Origin of the sequence: Clostridium sp. (assembly GCF_050717635.1) — a bacterium.
In the GTDB taxonomy this organism is placed as follows: Bacteria; Bacillota; Clostridia; order Clostridiales; family Clostridiaceae; genus Clostridium_AD.
Window position 1 is genome coordinate 76603 of the sequence record NZ_JBOITO010000025.1, and the last position, 16589, is coordinate 93191.

Annotated in this window: 15 protein-coding genes and 1 riboswitch; all 15 genes read left to right on the plus strand. The window is 31.1% G+C overall.

Going from position 1 to position 16589, the window contains the following annotated elements:
- Positions 1–17: 17 nt before the first annotated feature.
- The 15 genes from ACREWB_RS11155 (at position 18) to kdd (ending at position 16572) form a co-directional block, all read left to right on the plus strand.
- Entirely contained in the window at positions 18–2102 is a 2085-nt protein-coding gene (locus ACREWB_RS11155; RefSeq protein WP_431547513.1) for an efflux RND transporter permease subunit, read from the plus strand.
- Between the two features lie 22 nt (positions 2103–2124).
- Positions 2125–4425: a methyl-accepting chemotaxis protein gene (locus tag ACREWB_RS11160; RefSeq protein WP_431547514.1), complete on the plus strand. Its 2301-nt coding sequence runs from the start codon at positions 2125–2127 to the stop codon at positions 4423–4425.
- 231 nt (positions 4426–4656) lie between these two features.
- The gene (locus ACREWB_RS11165) at positions 4657–5760 is read left to right on the plus strand and encodes a hypothetical protein (RefSeq protein WP_431547515.1); all 1104 of its coding nucleotides are present in this window, start codon (positions 4657–4659) and stop codon (positions 5758–5760) included.
- Positions 5761–5902: 142 nt separating this feature from the next.
- Entirely contained in the window at positions 5903–6310 is a 408-nt protein-coding gene (locus ACREWB_RS11170) for a hypothetical protein (protein WP_431547516.1), read from the plus strand.
- Positions 6311–6352: 42 nt separating this feature from the next.
- Positions 6353–7849 carry a sensor domain-containing diguanylate cyclase gene (locus ACREWB_RS11175; protein ID WP_431547517.1) on the plus strand — a complete coding sequence of 499 codons (1497 nt, stop codon included), beginning with the start codon at positions 6353–6355 and terminating at the stop codon, positions 7847–7849.
- Positions 7850–7910: 61 nt separating this feature from the next.
- Positions 7911–8162 carry a cysteine-rich small domain-containing protein gene (locus ACREWB_RS11180; RefSeq protein ID WP_431547518.1) on the plus strand — a complete coding sequence of 84 codons (252 nt, stop codon included), beginning with the start codon at positions 7911–7913 and terminating at the stop codon, positions 8160–8162.
- Positions 8163–8506: 344 nt separating this feature from the next.
- Positions 8507–9265: a DUF2087 domain-containing protein gene (locus ACREWB_RS11185; protein ID WP_431547519.1), complete on the plus strand. Its 759-nt coding sequence runs from the start codon at positions 8507–8509 to the stop codon at positions 9263–9265.
- 12 nt (positions 9266–9277) lie between these two features.
- A complete protein-coding gene (locus tag ACREWB_RS11190; RefSeq protein ID WP_431547520.1) occupies positions 9278–10174 on the plus strand; it encodes a GNAT family N-acetyltransferase in 897 nt (298 codons plus the stop codon).
- Positions 10175–10296: 122 nt separating this feature from the next.
- On the plus strand, positions 10297–10920 hold the full coding sequence (locus ACREWB_RS11195) for a hypothetical protein (RefSeq protein ID WP_431547521.1): 624 nt from the start codon (positions 10297–10299) through the stop codon (positions 10918–10920).
- 18 nt (positions 10921–10938) lie between these two features.
- Positions 10939–12360 carry a flotillin family protein gene (locus tag ACREWB_RS11200; RefSeq protein ID WP_431547522.1) on the plus strand — a complete coding sequence of 474 codons (1422 nt, stop codon included), beginning with the start codon at positions 10939–10941 and terminating at the stop codon, positions 12358–12360.
- An 87-nt stretch (positions 12361–12447) separates the two neighbouring features.
- Positions 12448–12627: riboswitch (Lysine riboswitch) on the plus strand.
- A 134-nt stretch (positions 12628–12761) separates the two neighbouring features.
- Positions 12762–13142 (plus strand): 3-aminobutyryl-CoA ammonia lyase, encoded by a 381-nt coding sequence (gene kal, locus ACREWB_RS11205; protein ID WP_431547523.1) that lies wholly within the window; start codon positions 12762–12764, stop codon positions 13140–13142.
- A 165-nt stretch (positions 13143–13307) separates the two neighbouring features.
- Positions 13308–14123 carry a 3-keto-5-aminohexanoate cleavage enzyme gene (gene kce, locus ACREWB_RS11210; protein ID WP_431547524.1) on the plus strand — a complete coding sequence of 272 codons (816 nt, stop codon included), beginning with the start codon at positions 13308–13310 and terminating at the stop codon, positions 14121–14123.
- A gap of 49 nt (positions 14124–14172) precedes the next feature.
- Entirely contained in the window at positions 14173–14826 is a 654-nt protein-coding gene (gene atoD / locus ACREWB_RS11215) for an acetate CoA-transferase subunit alpha (RefSeq protein ID WP_431547525.1), read from the plus strand.
- Between the two features lies 1 nt (position 14827).
- Positions 14828–15493, plus strand: coding sequence for a 3-oxoacid CoA-transferase subunit B (locus ACREWB_RS11220; protein WP_431547526.1), 666 nt, complete (start codon positions 14828–14830; stop codon positions 15491–15493).
- 44 nt (positions 15494–15537) lie between these two features.
- Positions 15538–16572 carry an L-erythro-3,5-diaminohexanoate dehydrogenase gene (kdd, locus tag ACREWB_RS11225; protein WP_431547527.1) on the plus strand — a complete coding sequence of 345 codons (1035 nt, stop codon included), beginning with the start codon at positions 15538–15540 and terminating at the stop codon, positions 16570–16572.
- The last annotated feature ends 17 nt before the right edge of the window (positions 16573–16589 follow it).

Here is a 16589-nt window from a genome sequence, read left to right on the forward strand (position 1 = left end):
AGAAAGGGATGACCTAATTGAAAAAGTTCGGACACTTTATAGCAAAAAACAGGATTCTAGTTTTAATTATTTCTACATTGCTACTAATTCCAGCTGTATTTGGAATGGTAAATACAAAAATAAATTATGATCTTTTGACCTATCTTCCACAAAACCTTGATTCCATGAAGGGACAAAATATTTTAGATAAAACATTTTCAAATGCAGCTACATCAATGCTTATTATTGAGGATATGGAAGCTAAGGATGTTTTAAAAATAAAAGCAAAGGTTGCAAAGGTTCAAGGTGTAGAAAAAGTTATTTGGGTAGATGATATTTTAGATACTACTGTACCTAAGGAAATTTTACCGGAAGAAATTAAAAGTTCTTTTTATAGTGGAAATTCTACTATGTTAATAATTAAATTTAAAGAATCTGCATCTTCAGAAGCCACTCAAAATGGTATAACAAATATAAGAAAGGTAACAAATAAGCAGTGTTATTTAAGCGGTATATCCGCAATTGTTAAGGATACTAAAGATTTAGCTGATAGTGAAACACCGTTCTATGTAATGATTGCCGTGATATTATCGGTGATAGTTTTATCTTTAACAATGAAATCTGTTATAATTCCATTTATTTTTTTATTAGGGATAGGTTATGCCATATTATATAATATGGGGACAAATATATTCCTGGGACAAATTTCCTATGTAACAAAGGCATTAGCAGCAGTACTTCAACTGGGTGTAACTATGGATTATTCAATATTTTTACTTCATAGATATGATGAGGAAAGAGAACTTATGCCAAATAATCATATAGGAGCAATGGGAGAGGCTATAGCAAATACCATGGTTGCTATATCGGGAAGCTCACTAACAACTATAGCAGGTTTTCTGGCATTATGTACTATGCAACTTGCCTTAGGTAAGGATATTGGAATAGTAATGGCAAAGGGTGTATTACTTGGGGTTATAACTACGATAACGGTATTACCTTCATTGATTTTAATATTTGATAAACCTATTCATAGATTTAGTCACAAAACCATATTACCTGAATTTAATAAATTATCTAAGCTGGCTACGAAACACCATAAAGCAATCACTATAGTATTTTTACTCCTATTTATACCAGCTATTTATGGAAATAATCACACTAAGGTTTATTACAATTTAGATGAATCTCTACCAAAGAGTTTAGATTCTATTATAGCAACCAATAAACTAAAAAAAGATTACAATATGACCTCAACACACTTTATTATAATAAATGATAAGCTTGAAACTAATAAAGTTAAGGAAATGGTAAAAAAAATAGAAAAGGTAGATGGAATTGAAAAGGTGCTTGCATCAGATAAATATTTAGGACCACTTATTCCAGAAAGTTTTATACCAGAGGATATTAAAGCTATAGTTCAAAAGGGTGGCTATAAGCTAATAATGGCAAATTCTAAATATAAGGCAGCTACAAACGAAGAAAGTGGTCAGATAGATGAAGTGATCAAAATTACAAAGGAATATGATCCGAAATCAATGATTTCAGGAGAAGGAAATCTTACTAAAGATTTAACTGAAATAGCAGATGTAGATTTTAAGCATGTGAGTATAGCATCTATTGGTGCAATATTTGCTATAATACTTCTAATATTTGCATCTCTATCTGTACCAGTAATTTTGGTTTTAGCTATACAACTGGCAATATTCATAAATATGGCAATTTCATGCTATACAGGCGCTGTTATACCCTTTGTAGCATCTATAGTAATTGGAACTATACAGCTTGGTGCCACAGTTGACTATGCAATATTACTGACAACAAGATTTAGAGAAGAAATGAGAAATGGATACGATAAAATAAAGGCTATGGAGATAGCAGTAAAAGGTTCGGCAAAATCTATTGTAACTAGTGCATTAACCTTTTTCGCAGCTACTGCTGGTGTAGCAATTATTTCTGAAATGGAAATGATAAGTTCATTATGCACAATGATGGCAAGGGGCGCACTAATCAGTATGGCAATTATATTGCTTGTTCTTCCATCTATATTAATTGTAAGTGAAAAGGTAATACAGGCAACTAGTAGGAATTTCAAAACTAAACCAGGAACAATTAGTAAATAAAAATAAGGGGAGATGTATTAACATGAAAAACAGATGTATGTCAAAAAAATTATTAAGTGTAGTTTTAATAGTAACATTAGTTAGTTCAAATATGGTATATGCAACAGAATTAATTAAAAAGGATGAAACTGTATATGTAACATTAAGTCAAAAAGGAGAAGTTAAAGAAAGAATAGTGAGTGACTGGCTCCATTCAGATGAGAAGAATGTTGAAGTTCAAGATAAATCTATATTAAAGGATATAAAAAATGTAAAGGGGGAAGAAAAACCAAATGGTATTGGTGAAAATTTAACTTGGAAGTTAGAGGGAAACGATATCTATTATCGAGGGACTACTGATAAAAAACTTCCTATAGATGTAAATGTTAAATACACGCTTAATGGAAAGGAAATTAAGCCGGAGAATTTAGCAGGAAAAAGTGGAGAACTAAAAATGAAAATTGATTATGTGAATAATGATAGCCATATGGTTAATATTAAAGGGAAAATGAGAAAAATATACACTCCATTTAGTACTGTAACTGTATTGGACTTGCCAGTAGATAATTTTAAAAATGTTAAAATTAATAGTGGGAAAATGATTAATGATGGTAATAATCAAATAGTTACTTTCATTTGTCTTCCAGGAATGAAAGAAAGTTTAGATTTAAAGGATAACATCTTAGATTTAAAAGAAAGTTTAGAGATTACTGCTCAGGTTAAAAATTTTGAGATGGGACCTATAATGATAACGGGAACACCTGAACTTCCGGATATGAGTGAATTTAAAAGTGCATCTACTTTAGATGATTTAATAAAAGGTATTAATGATATTAAAGATGCTAGTACTAAGTTAGCTGATGGAACAGGTAAATTGGTTGTTGGTCAAAAGGCTTTAGCTGATAACATGACATTGTTTAATGGTGGGGTAAGTAAGCTGGGAATTGGAGCTTTAGGATTAAATAATGGTGTTGCAAAACTTGGAGATGGTGTAAATGCAGCACAAAGTGGTGCGATGCAAGTAGCGGGTGGGTTAAAAGCATTCCAGGTAGGTACTACAAAGTTCGGTAGTGGAGCGCAGCAATTTGGAGTAGGCGCATTAGACTTTGCTACAAATTCAAAAGGCTTTGCTAATGGAGCAGTTAAGGTAGCAGATGGAACAGACAAATTAATTATAGGGTCTAAAGCACTTTCAGATGGAGCTAATAAGTTAGCAGAAGGGACTAACACGGTGTCAACTAAAATGGAATCACTAAGCACAGGACTAGATACAATGGTTGAGTCTACAACATCACTACAGCAAGGTCAAAAGAAGGTAATAGATGGAACAGAGCAAAGTTTAAAAGGTATAGATAAACTAAAAAGAGGTAAACAATTGGAGATGAAATCTACTGAAGCTTTAATAGTAAGAATTGAGAAATTACAGGGGCTTGTTAGCCTCCTAGGAAAAATTCCTGGAACAGGTGAAATAGCAGATAATTTCAATAGTGAATTAGAAAATGAAAAAGCGGGACTTGTAGCTTTAAAAGATGGTGGGAATGAATTATTACAAGGATTAAATGAACTTGAACAAGGTATAGTAAAAATTAAAGCTGGTTCAGAACAGGTAAATACAGGTATGAGTCAGCTACAAGAAGGACAAAAAAGTGCAGCTTCAGGGTCAAAAGAATTAGCTAAGTCTACAAAACAAATATCAGATAAAAGTAGTGAATTAGCTAAAGGAGCAGTAGGACTTGCACAAGGTGGAGAAAAATTAGGACCAGCTGCAGAAAGCCTTAGAACTGGTAGCGATGGACTTACAGGTGGAGCAGATAAGTTAAATGTTGCAGCTAAAGATTTAAGTATGGGAACAAAAACAATGGCAGAAAGTACCCAGAAATTAGTTGGAGGTTCTCAAAGTGTAGTAGATGGTTTGGCGAAATTGAATAGCGAAGGTGTGAAACCATTAATGGAAGGAACAACTAAACTTAATTCAGCAGCTAAAGAACTTTCTGTGGGATCGGTAAAATTAAAAGATGGTGCAGATAAATTAGTAGATGGAAGTAAAGAGTTAGATGAAAATATGATAAAATTCGATAAAGAGGGTATTCAAAAGATAAGTAGCAAGGTTGATAGTAAAATGGGAGATTTACAAGATGTAATTGATGTAAAAGATGAACTTGTGGAAGTATCCAACAATTATGGCACCTTCTCAGGTATAGGTGACGAGATGGACGGTAAAGTTAAATTTGTTATGAAAACTGATGAAATAAGAGTGAAAACTACAAAAGTTAAAGATGAAAAAGAAACTGTTAAAGAAGAGAAAATAGGATTATTTGGATGGATAAAGAACTTGTTTAGCTAACCATAACTCATTATTTATTTGTGCTAATGTTGACCATATTACTTTGCCATATTTAACAGAAGAAAAATAATATCTAAAGCAATAGAAGAAGTTTTTACAAAATAGGAAACAAAAGGACATCATTTATTTAATATAAAAGATGTTCTTTTGTTATTTTTATACGTATAATGATAGAGGAGTAAAAAAATGATTAATAATTATTCTTATAACATTACAATAAGGAGTAAAATTATGACTAGCCGTGATAAAAGAAAAAAGGAAGGTTCCAAGCTACTTATTATTGGCTTGTGTTTAGTTTTAAACACAACTACACTAATAGCTTGTTCAAATAAAACTAATAAAAATATAAACGAAAATAAACAAAATATAACAAGTAAGGATACTGAAATCAAAGGTGGGGGACAAATTAAAGAAAATAATAAAATTACAAAAATAGCCTTTGAGAAGAATGATGATATCTATCTTTACGATGAAATAAATGGACAAATTAAATCTTTGGGAGACAATTTAAAATTAAAGGATTTATTGAATATTTCTCCAGATAAGACAAAACTAATATTCAGAGAATTTAATGAAGGAAAACAAGTATATCCTCCACATATAACTGTATATGATATTCAAACTGAAAATCTAACACATATTGTTATAGATAATATAAATGTTCAACAAATTGTTGAAATGAAATGGATTGATAATGAAAACATTTTGTTTACGGGGCACATTAATCCATCAGCTTCTGGGTATTCAGTTTACAATATAAAAAGAAGAAAAGAGCTAATTGCTTGCGTGGGGACCATAAGAGATGTAACAATAAGTAAAAAAAATATTCTTTATAGTGATACACCACATATATTTCCGCAGCGCAGAGCCAACTTATATATCAATGGTAACAAAATTTTTGAATCTCAGAATGCTAATGAAGAAATATTTGAGGGGGTGCTATCTAAGGATGGTAAAGCGATTGCTTTCAGAAGTTCCGTGGCAAATGAAAATGATTTAAATGGTGAAGTAACTGTTTATCTTAATGTAGCTAAAATTAATAGTGATGAAAAATCAATAACTGATTTAAAGAAAATAAGTATGAGTAGTGATGTAAATGGGTATATAAAATTTGATGACAAAAACAATGTGAGTATAATAGATGATGAGTCCATATATAAGTTAAAAACTGATGTTTTTATTAAAGAGAAAAATACTTTGTCAAAGGAAATAGAGATTTCAACTGAACAACTAAAACAGTTCAAACGAATTATGGCAGAGCAATTTCCAGAGGATTTTATAACAGAACAAACATTATTAGAGGATATGGACATATACAATGTAATAGAATTTTGAAATTTATAATTAATATTAAATCCACTAAAAGCGAATTATTTACATAATTGTTTACAAAATATAAATATATGTTAACAAATATTTAAAAATTTGTTATAATAACCTTAAGACTTTTGGAAAAAAAAATGGAAGAAGGGTTATTATGAAAAAGAAAAATTCGCCTAGAGTAATTAACACAAAAAATCAACGAAAGACTATACCAAGATTTATAATTAACAAATTGGGCATGTTAGTTGGGCTAATTTTACCAATAGCTTTATTCATAGCTTATTCTATGGATGTGAATTTTTTCTATATTACAGAAATTATATCTATTTTTGTTCTTATTATATGTATAGCTGCTTATTTAAAAGATGAAGTTATTTATCCGCGGTTTAAAGTTGTGCACCGTGGCAATAAAGTAGGTATTAAAAAAACAGCTGTGGACCAAAAACATAACACAAAATTTTCTTTTTCGTTAAAAAAAGGGACAGTTCAAATGGTATTGTCAATATTAATAATTATAATATGTACTTTTTTAGGACAACTTATTTATAGGGCTATTGGATAATTAGTATGTTAATAAGTCAAAAGTTTAAAAGGAAATGATATCATGGGGGCGAAAAGTGAATTTCTGCTAGTATTTGCAATTTGTTTATTTTTAGTAGTAATGCTTTTATTAATTTCTAATTTAAGACGGGCAAAAGATATGTTACAGAAAAGTAAAAAAGATCATGATTTTCTGAGAATACTCTTAGATGCAATACCAAATCCTATATTTAGTAAGAATATTGACGGAGAATATATCGGTTTTAATACTGCTTTTGAACAATATTTGGGGCTTATAGAGGAACAAATTATTAATAAAACAGATTATGAAATAAACCAAGGAAAAATATTAGAAATATATGATAAAGCGGATTCTGAGTTGATGCAGAGAAAAGGTAAACAGACTTATGAGTCTAAGGTGATATATGCAGATGGATCAGAACATGATGTGTTATTAAATAAAGCAACACTTATAGATAAAAATAATAGAGTTATGGGATTAGTGGGGGTTATGCTGGATATCACAGAACGTAAAATATATGAACAAAAGATAAGTAGATCATTAAATTTAAATCAAGCTATGCTTCAAGTAAGCCAATCTATTATTGGTATAAATAACACAAATGAATTATTTGAATTAATATTAGAAAAGGCAATAAGTATTATTGAAAATGCACAATTTGGAAGTGTTTTGATTTTAGATGAAGATGGAATGTTAAAAATTGCTGTATCAAAAGGCTATAATATTAATTCAGCAAATAATTTTAGTATATCTTTACAAAGATCCTTTCTTTGGATAAAAACAATGGGAAATATAGAAAGAACAATTATTATTAATGATATTGCTAAGCTGCATGACGTAAATTTAGTAAATGTTTGTAAAAGTAGAGATCCATGGGATATAAAATCATGTATTAGTGCACCGATTATAATTGAAAACAAACTTTATGGAATGATCAATGTAGATAGCAAGTGCGCTGATGTATTTAGTGAGGAAGACTTAGTAAGTATGGAGCACTTTAGGAGTCAAATTGAAATAGCTATTAGTAAACAGAAATTATATGAAGAAACAATTTATTTATCTAGATATGATAAGCTAACTAATGTATTCAATAGGAGATATTTTGAGGAAATGTTTGATTTATACTTTAATAAAGCACTAAGATATAGTGAAGAATTTCAGCTAGCTATTTTTGATCTAAATGGGCTTAAGATTGTAAATGATACTTATGGGCATTTAGCAGGAGATAAGTATATTCAAACCTTCGCTAACAAATTAAAAAGTAATGTTAGGTCTTCTGATATTTTAGCTAGATATGGTGGGGATGAATTTATTGCTATATATTGGGGTACAAATCTAAAAAGTTTAGATGTTAAACTTGAAGAACTACTTAAGCAGCTAAAAAACAACCCATTTAGTTTTGAAGGAAATCAAATTGTATGTAGTTTTAGCTATGGAATTGTAAGCTTCCCACAAGAAGCCCAAAGTTACAATCAGTTGGTGAAAGTTGCTGATGATAGGATGTATGAGAATAAAAGAGAAATAAAGAGTACTATTTAATATGTAAGATGATGAGATTAATTCAAATAAACAAAAGATAAATATTAAAGGAGAGTTGAATATGAAGAATAGTTATAAGTTTTTTAGAAACAGTGAATGCCAATATTTTCCTTGCCATGAAGTTGAAAATGATGAGTGTTTTAATTGTCTGTTTTGCTATTGTCCATTGTATTTTCTTGAGAATTGTGGTGGAAACAAAAAAATGATAAATGGAATTAAAGATTGTTCATCTTGTATGATTCCACATTCTGAAAATGGATATGAATATATAGTTCATAAGATAATGGAAGTCAACAAAACAAAAAGAAAATAATGAGTATGCAATTTCTCCTGCGTGCCTTGCAAACTAACTCCAAACTAGAAATTTGATTAAGAAATTTTAATTTAATAGTTTTATCGTTTATTATTGCAAGGCACTTTGGAGAAAATTCATACTTTCTATACGTTAATTATGTAAAGAAGGGCTATCGAAATGTGAAATAACATTTCGATAGCCCTTTCTATATTTGCATTAATTAAAAAAACCAACAGTAGCTTAATTTGTTTGCTTATATGTAAACAATAATTAAAATGGTTTACAAAGTTAAAGCAAACGGATATAATGTATTATATAAACATAAGTGATAACATAGGATATGTTAGGAGGAAGGAATTAATATGGATATTTCGAAATTATTTTGGGAATCATCTGTAGATGATATTTGTAAGGGGTATATTTATGATAAAATTTCAGAAAATTATATTTGTCTTATTTGTGGAGAAAAATTCACTAGGGGACTTATATTTAAAGAAGATGGAGTGCTTATGGAAGCGGAGATGGCCGTTAAAATTCATATAAGTAAATCACATGGATCTGTTTTTGACTATTTATTATCCTTAGATAAAAAATATACAGGATTATCAGAGATTCAAAGCAAAATTTTTGAATATTTTTATAAGGGTTATAGTGATAAAGATATTGTGAAAATAGAAGGTGAAGGCAGTGAGTCAAATATCAGAAATCATAGATTTAAATTAAGAGAAAAAGAAAAGCAAGCAAAAACCTTTTTAGCTTTGATGACATTATTATCAAAAAATGAAAGCAATGATAATAATAAAAAATTAGTAGAAATTCATAGGAGGGCAACCATGGTTGATGAAAGATATGCCATTACAGAAAAGGAGAGAGAAAATGTAATTAAAAATTACATTAAAAATGATAAGATAGTTAATATACCACGATCTGAAAAGAAGAAAATTATTATTCTAAAATATCTATCACAAAAGTTTCTACACAATAAAAAATATACAGAAACTGAAGTCAATGAAATTATAAAACAAATGCATGAAGATTTTGCAGCGCTTCGTAGATATTTGATCCAATATGGATTTATGGATAGAGAGGATAATGGAAGCAGTTATTGGCTAAATGATTAAAGGGGTGACTAAATGGAAATTAAAAAGTTCAAGGAAGTATCTAATTTGCAAAAAAAAGAAATATATAAATTAATTAAAAGTTTAGATGTAACTTATAATAAATCCCTTATAGAAATGAATAGTGTGTATGAAAGTGATGTTTTTAATGAAGGAAATAATGTTTTTATTTTATTTGATTGTGGTCAAATTAAGGGAAGTATAGCTGTGATAACCAAAGAAATCAGTGTTAGAGGAGAGGCATTTATTACAGATGTTTATATTGAAAATGAAAATATAGAAAATAAATTATATTTACTGTTAAAAGAAATATTTGACTATTGCGATATTTGTAACGCTAGAAATATAAAAATAGGTATTCGTGAAAGTGAAACGCATCTTATTCCCTATATTAATAAATTGAAATTCACACATATTTATGATGCGGTAGTTATGAAATATAGGGGAAATAAAAATATAGTATTAAAAGCAAATAAAGAGATAGAACTTCTGCCTCTTTCTATTTTAAATTCGCATGAATATATGAATATTCAAAACCAGGCTTTTATAAATAGCCCTAATGGCTCAACAATTGATGAATTTGAGGTAAAGGATTATATAGTTCAATATACTAATGATGAAGATTTAATTGGAATATGTTTTACCGGGAAAAAACCGTGTGGAGTATATGAACTATCTATAAATCGAGATGTAGGATGGATTAATACATTAGGGATTGCGCCTGTTTTTCAAAACAAAGGACTGGGGAAAGCGTTAATAGTGAAATGTATTGAAAAGCTACGGGAAAGAAAAATAGATCAAATTAAGCTTTTAGTAATTACTACTAATTACGTTGCAGTAAAGATGTATAGAGATAGTGGATTTATAGATGAAAAAGTATTTTCTTATTGGTTTCAAAAGAATATTTACTGATAATTAGGTTACTATACATTATAAAAAGATATCATTGTAAAATCAGTATGATAACGTGTATAATTATAATTAGGTATTTGTGTTAAAAATGTAACTATTTAATATTGGAAAGGGGGGAGAGAATGTCCGAGTGGTGGAGTAGTATTGGAAGTTTTGAAAGGTTATTTTGGGTTATTGCATTTCCATCCACGGCAGTATTTATACTACAAATAATAATGACGTTTATGGGTCTAGGAGATCATGGGGATATGATTAGTGATATCCAAGAATCAATCGATGATATTCCAGGGGATTCATTAGATCTAGATAATGGTGCTGGCGAATTTTTAGATTTTAAGTACAAATTTAAGTTAGTTACTATAAGAAGCGTAATTGTATTTTTTACCATATTTGCTTGGACTGGGATTGTGGCAACAACATCAGGTAAAAGTAAGATAACGACTATTATTGTAGCCTTAATTGCTGGTTTTGTAATGATGTATATAGTATCCTATCTCTATTATTTCTTAAACAAGTTTGTAGAAGATGGAACTATGAATACAAAGAATGCAATTAACAAAGAAGGTCTAGTTTATTTAACTATCCCAAGTGGAAGAAAAGCTAGTGGAAAAGTAGAAGTAGTGGTTCAAGGTGCATTAAGATTACTTGATGCTGTAACGGATGGAGATGACATACCTACAGGAAGCAAAATAGTAGTTATAAGTATCTCGGAAGATCAGCTTTTGCTGGTGGAAAAAATAGATTAAGATTAAGGGAGGAAATTTATGCCAACGGATAATATTTACGGAATTATTTTACCAATCATTGTTGTTGTAGCAATTTTTATAACCATACTTGCGGTGTTTGCAAGGTACAAGAAATGTCCTTCAGACAAAGTTCTTGTTGTATATGGTATGACAGGGAAAGGAAAAGATGGAGAGACACGATCAGCTAAATGTATTCATGGTGGAGCAGCATTCATAATTCCTGTAATACAAAGTTATAAATTTTTAGATTTAACACCAATATCTATTGAAGTTAATTTAACAAATGCACTTAGTAAGCAAAACATTAGAGTTGATGTACCTTCTAGGTTTACAGTAGGTATTTCTACAGAATCATCAATTATGCCTAATGCAGCTGAGAGGCTACTAGGATTAGGTCAAAACGAAATTCAAGAATTAGCTAAAGATATAATCTTTGGTCAATTAAGACTAGTTGTTGCTACTATGGATATTGAAGAAATAAACTCGGATAGAGATAAATTTTTATTAAATGTTGCTTCAAATGTAGAAGCTGAGCTTAAAAAAATAGGTTTAAAGCTTATAAACGTTAATGTTACTGATATCAGAGACGAGTCAGGATATATTGAAGCTCTTGGTAAAGAAGCAGCAGCTAAAGCCATCAATGATGCTAAGAAAACTGTAGCTGAAAAGAATAGAGATGGTGCAATAGGTGAGGCAGATGCGAAGCAAGATGAAAGAGTCAGAGTATCAGCAGCTAATGCTAAAGCTACAGAAGGAGAAAATTTAGCTAAGATAACTGTTGCTAATTCAGAGGCAGAAAGAATGGAAAGACAAGCAGAAGCTAATAGAAGATCAAATGCATCACAAAAAGTTCAAGAAGCTAAAGCCCTTGAAGAATCATATGTTGCAGAGGAATTGGCAGAAAAAGCTCGTGCTAATAGAGAAAGATCTACAAAAGAAGCAGACGTAATAGTTCACGCTGAAATCGAAAAGAGAAGAGTGGAAATTGATGCGGAAGCAAAAGCTGAAACAATAAGAAGAATAGCCAAAGGTGAAGCAGATGCAACTCTAGCTAGAATGGAAGCAGAAGCTAAAGGTAACATGGAGATATTAACTAAACAAGCAGAAGGCTTAAAGAAAATTGTAGAAGCGGCAGGTAACAGTGCAGAAAATGCAGTAATGCTTATGATGACTGATAAAATCGAGCAACTTGTTACATTACAAGTTGAAGCTATTAAAAATATTAAAATTGATAAAATTACTGTTTGGGATACAATGGGCGGAAATGGTAATGGTACCCCAACTACAGCAAACTTTTTATCAGGGATGTTAAAATCCGTTCCACCACTACAAGATGTATTTAAGTCAGCGGGTATGGAACTTCCAAACTATCTTAAAGGTAATTTTACTAAAGAAGATACAAATAAAAATGAGCAGGAAGCAGAACTAGTAGAAAAATAAAAATATTAAATTTTCTGAATAGTATTGCTTTTGAACTAATTACAGATTATAATTAGCTTAGAATTAAAAAATAAAATTAAATAAGTTAACATAGATAGAGGAGCAAGTAAACTGGTAGTTTTTGAATGTTAAGGATAGGAACATCCGATATCAAAAATGAAGTATTTATTTGCCGAAAGAGTATTTTGGTTCTTCAATATATTCTTGGGGGTAGAAAGTAGTAGTTCTATCACTGCCATAATTTTTTTATGGAGAGCTATTTATGTAATGAAAGTTTATTTTCATTGCATTAATAGTAAATTATTTTGTTTATTAAGGCACTGAAAGTTCAGTGCCTTTTTTTAATGCAAAGAAAATAAGTATTACAAAACTAACCATTACATAAAAAAGGAGGAAGTAAAATGAAATCTTTAATCAGATTAAGAATGAGTACTCATGATGCACATTATGGTGGGAATTTAGTGGATGGAGCTAAAATGCTTCAATTATTTGGAGATGTAGCTACAGAACTTTTAATTTTAAACGATGGTGATGAAGGATTATTCAAAGCATATGATGCTGTTGAATTCTTAGCTCCAGTCTATGCAGGTGATTTTATAGAAGCTGTTGGAGAAATAGTGACTGTAGGAAATTCATCAAGAAAAATGATTTTTGAAGCAAGAAAAGTTATAGTACCAAGACCAGATATAAATGATTCAGCTTGTGACGTATTAGAAACACCTATAGTGGTTTGCAGGGCAAGTGGAACTTGCGTAGTACCTAAAGATAAACAAAGGAAATAATACATCAATGTAAACCTTTTCACATTATAGAGCTATAAGCTAGAAATTAACAATTGAATAAATTCATGACAAATCATAATAATATATATAACTTATAATAAAAATTAGGGTGGATAAAAATCAAAAATTGTTATATATCCTAGATGAATATAAGGAGGTAAGTACATGGAAAAATTAATAATTACAGCAGCTATATGCGGAGCAGAAGTTACAAAAGAGCATAATCCAAATGTACCTTATACAGTTCTTGAGATAGCAACAGAAGCTGAAAAAGCATATAATGCAGGAGCTAGTATCATTCATTTACACGTACGGACAGATGATGGAACACCTACTCAAGATAAAGAAAGATTTAGAGCTTGTATTGAAGCTATAAAAACTAAATGTCCAGATGCAATTGTTCAACCTTCTACAGGTGGTGCGGTTGGTATGAGTAACGCAGAAAGATTACAACCTGTTGACTTAAAACCGGAAATGGCAACTTTAGATGCGGGAACTTGTAATTTTGGTGGAGACGACGTATTTGTAAACACCGAAAACACTATTAAAGAATTTGGCACTAAGATGATTGAACTCGGAGTAAAACCAGAAATTGAAGTTTTCGACAAAGGAATGATCGATATGGCAATAAGACTTCAAAAGAAAGGTTTTATAAAGTCACCAATGCATTTTAATTTTGTTATGGGTGTAAATGGGGGAATATCAGCTACTCCAAGAGATTTAGTATTCATGGAGGGAAGCATCCCTACTGGAAGTACTTTTACTGTATCAGGTATTGGTAGATACGAATTTCAAATGGCAGCTATGGCTATTGCTATGGGTGGTCATGTAAGAGTTGGATTTGAAGATAACGTGTATATTGAAAAAGGAATCCCAGCTAAATCAAATGCAGAACTCGTAGAAAGAGTAGTTAGACTTGCTAAAGAGCTCGGTAGAGAAATTGCCAGCCCAAAGGAAGCAAGAGCAATATTAGGATTATAAAACTTTAGATATATGTATTTACTTTAAATAAAGGATAGGGGGGTAAATTATGAATAAGGTAGTAACTCCTGATAAACTCAAACCTCTTTTTAAAGATGGTATGACTTTGATGATAGGTGGATTTCTAGGTTGCGGAACTCCTCATAAGATAATTGATATATTGATTGAACTAAATATTAAAGACTTAACTATTATTGCAAATGATACAAGCTTTGCAGATAAAGGGCTTGGAAGACTGGTGGTGAGTGGCCAGGTTAAGAAGGTTATAACATCTCATATAGGAACCAATTCTGAGACTGGAAGACTTATGAATGAAGGTAAAATGGAGGTTCAACTTGTACCACAAGGAACATTAATAGAAAGAATAAGATGTGGTGGAGCAGGACTCGGAGGTGTTTTAACACCAACAGGAGTAGGTACCATTGTTGAAGAGGGAAAACAAAAGATTACAGTAGAAGGTAAAGAGTATTTGCTGGAGCTTCCACTTAGAGCTGATATTGCAATAATTAAGGGTAGTATATCGGATGAATTTGGTAATACCTTCTACCGGGGAACCACAAAAAACTACAACCCTACTATAGCAACAGCTGCAGATATAGTTATTGTTGAAGCAGAAAAACTAGTAAAAATAGGTGAACTTGATGCTGACCACGTAATGACCCCTGGAGTTTTAATTGACTATATATTGGGAGGTATTGAGTAATATGATTACAGATAGCAAGATCGCAAAGCAGATCATTGCAAAAAGAGTTGCAAAGGAATTAAAGGATGGACAGCTTGTTAATCTAGGAATTGGACTTCCTACAATGGTCTCAAATTATGTTCCTGAGGGCATAATGGTTACCTTTCACTCAGAAAATGGTATGGTTGGAATGGGACCCATGGCAGAGCTTGGCAAAGATAGTGAAGATATTCAAAATGCAGGTGGACAGTATTGCAGCATACTTCCAGGAGGAGCTTACTTTGATAGTGCAATGTCTTTTACATTAATTAGAGGTGGACACGTTGATATTACGGTACTTGGAGCCCTAGAGGTTGATGAAGAAGGAAATCTAGCAAATTGGATTATACCAGGAAAAATGGTCCCTGGAATGGGTGGAGCAATGGATCTTGTTACGGGAGCTAAAAAGGTTATTGTTGCAATGATGCATACTGGAAAAGGACAGCCAAAGATTCTTAAAAAATGCAATCTCCCACTAACAGCTAAGGGAAAGGTTAATCTAATAGTAACGGAACTTTGTGTAATTGAAGTTACGAGGGAAGGTTTAGTTTTAAAGGAAATATACAAAGATACAACAATAGATGAAGTTAAATCACTTACAGAAGCAGAGCTCATCATATCAGAAGACTTAAAAATAATGGATATATAAAAATAAATAATAATATAAAAACAAATTAGAGGAGGAAATTAATTATGAAAAAAGGATGTAAATATGGTTCACACAGGGTATTATCACCACAAGGGGTGTTAACTCAAGCAGCTCAAAAAATAGACAACGATATGGAGATTTATGATAACGAAATTCTTATTGATGTTATCTCATTAAACATAGATTCAGCTAGTTTCACTCAGATAAAAGAGGAAGCTCATAACGATGTAGAAAAGATAAAGGCTAAAATATTAGAAATAATTGCAGAAAGAGGAAAAATGCAAAATCCAGTAACTGGATCAGGCGGAATGCTTATCGGAACAGTTGCACAAATAGGTGATGCATTAAAAGATAGAGATTTAAAAGTAGGAGATAAAATAGCTTCATTAGTTTCATTATCTTTAACTCCACTTAAAATAGAAAAAATTCTAGATGTAAAAATGGATATAGATAGAGTAGATGTTAAAGCTAAGGCTATATTGTTTGAAAGTGGAATATATGCTAAACTACCAAGTGATATGTCAGAAGCATTAGCACTTGCAGCTCTTGATGTGGCTGGAGCACCTGCTCAAGCAGCTAAACTTGTTAGACCAGGGCAAAGCGTACTAGTACTCGGAGCAGCAGGAAAATCAGGAATGCTTTGTTGCTACGAAGCAATGAAAAGGGTTGGACCAACAGGAAACGTTATAGCCATGGTTAGAAAACAGGCTCAAGCTGATAAACTAAAAGGCTGGGGACTATGTCATGAAGCTATAGTAAGTGATGCTCAAAAACCAGTTGATGTTTTAAATAAAACACTAGCAGCTAATAGCGGATGCGAAGTGGATTTATCAATTAGTTGTGTAAATATTCCCAATACTGAGATGGCTTGTATATTACCAGTTAAGGATGATGGTATTGTTTACTTTTTCTCAATGGCTACAAGTTTTACAAAAGCAGCTTTAGGCGCTGAAGGTGTTGGTAAGGATGTAACTATGATAATAGGAAATGGGTATACTAAAGATCATGCTGAAATAACACTTGCAGAGCTTAGAGAAAGTGAAACTCTAAGAAAAATATTCGATGAATTATATATTTAATATGTAAACAAAATTTT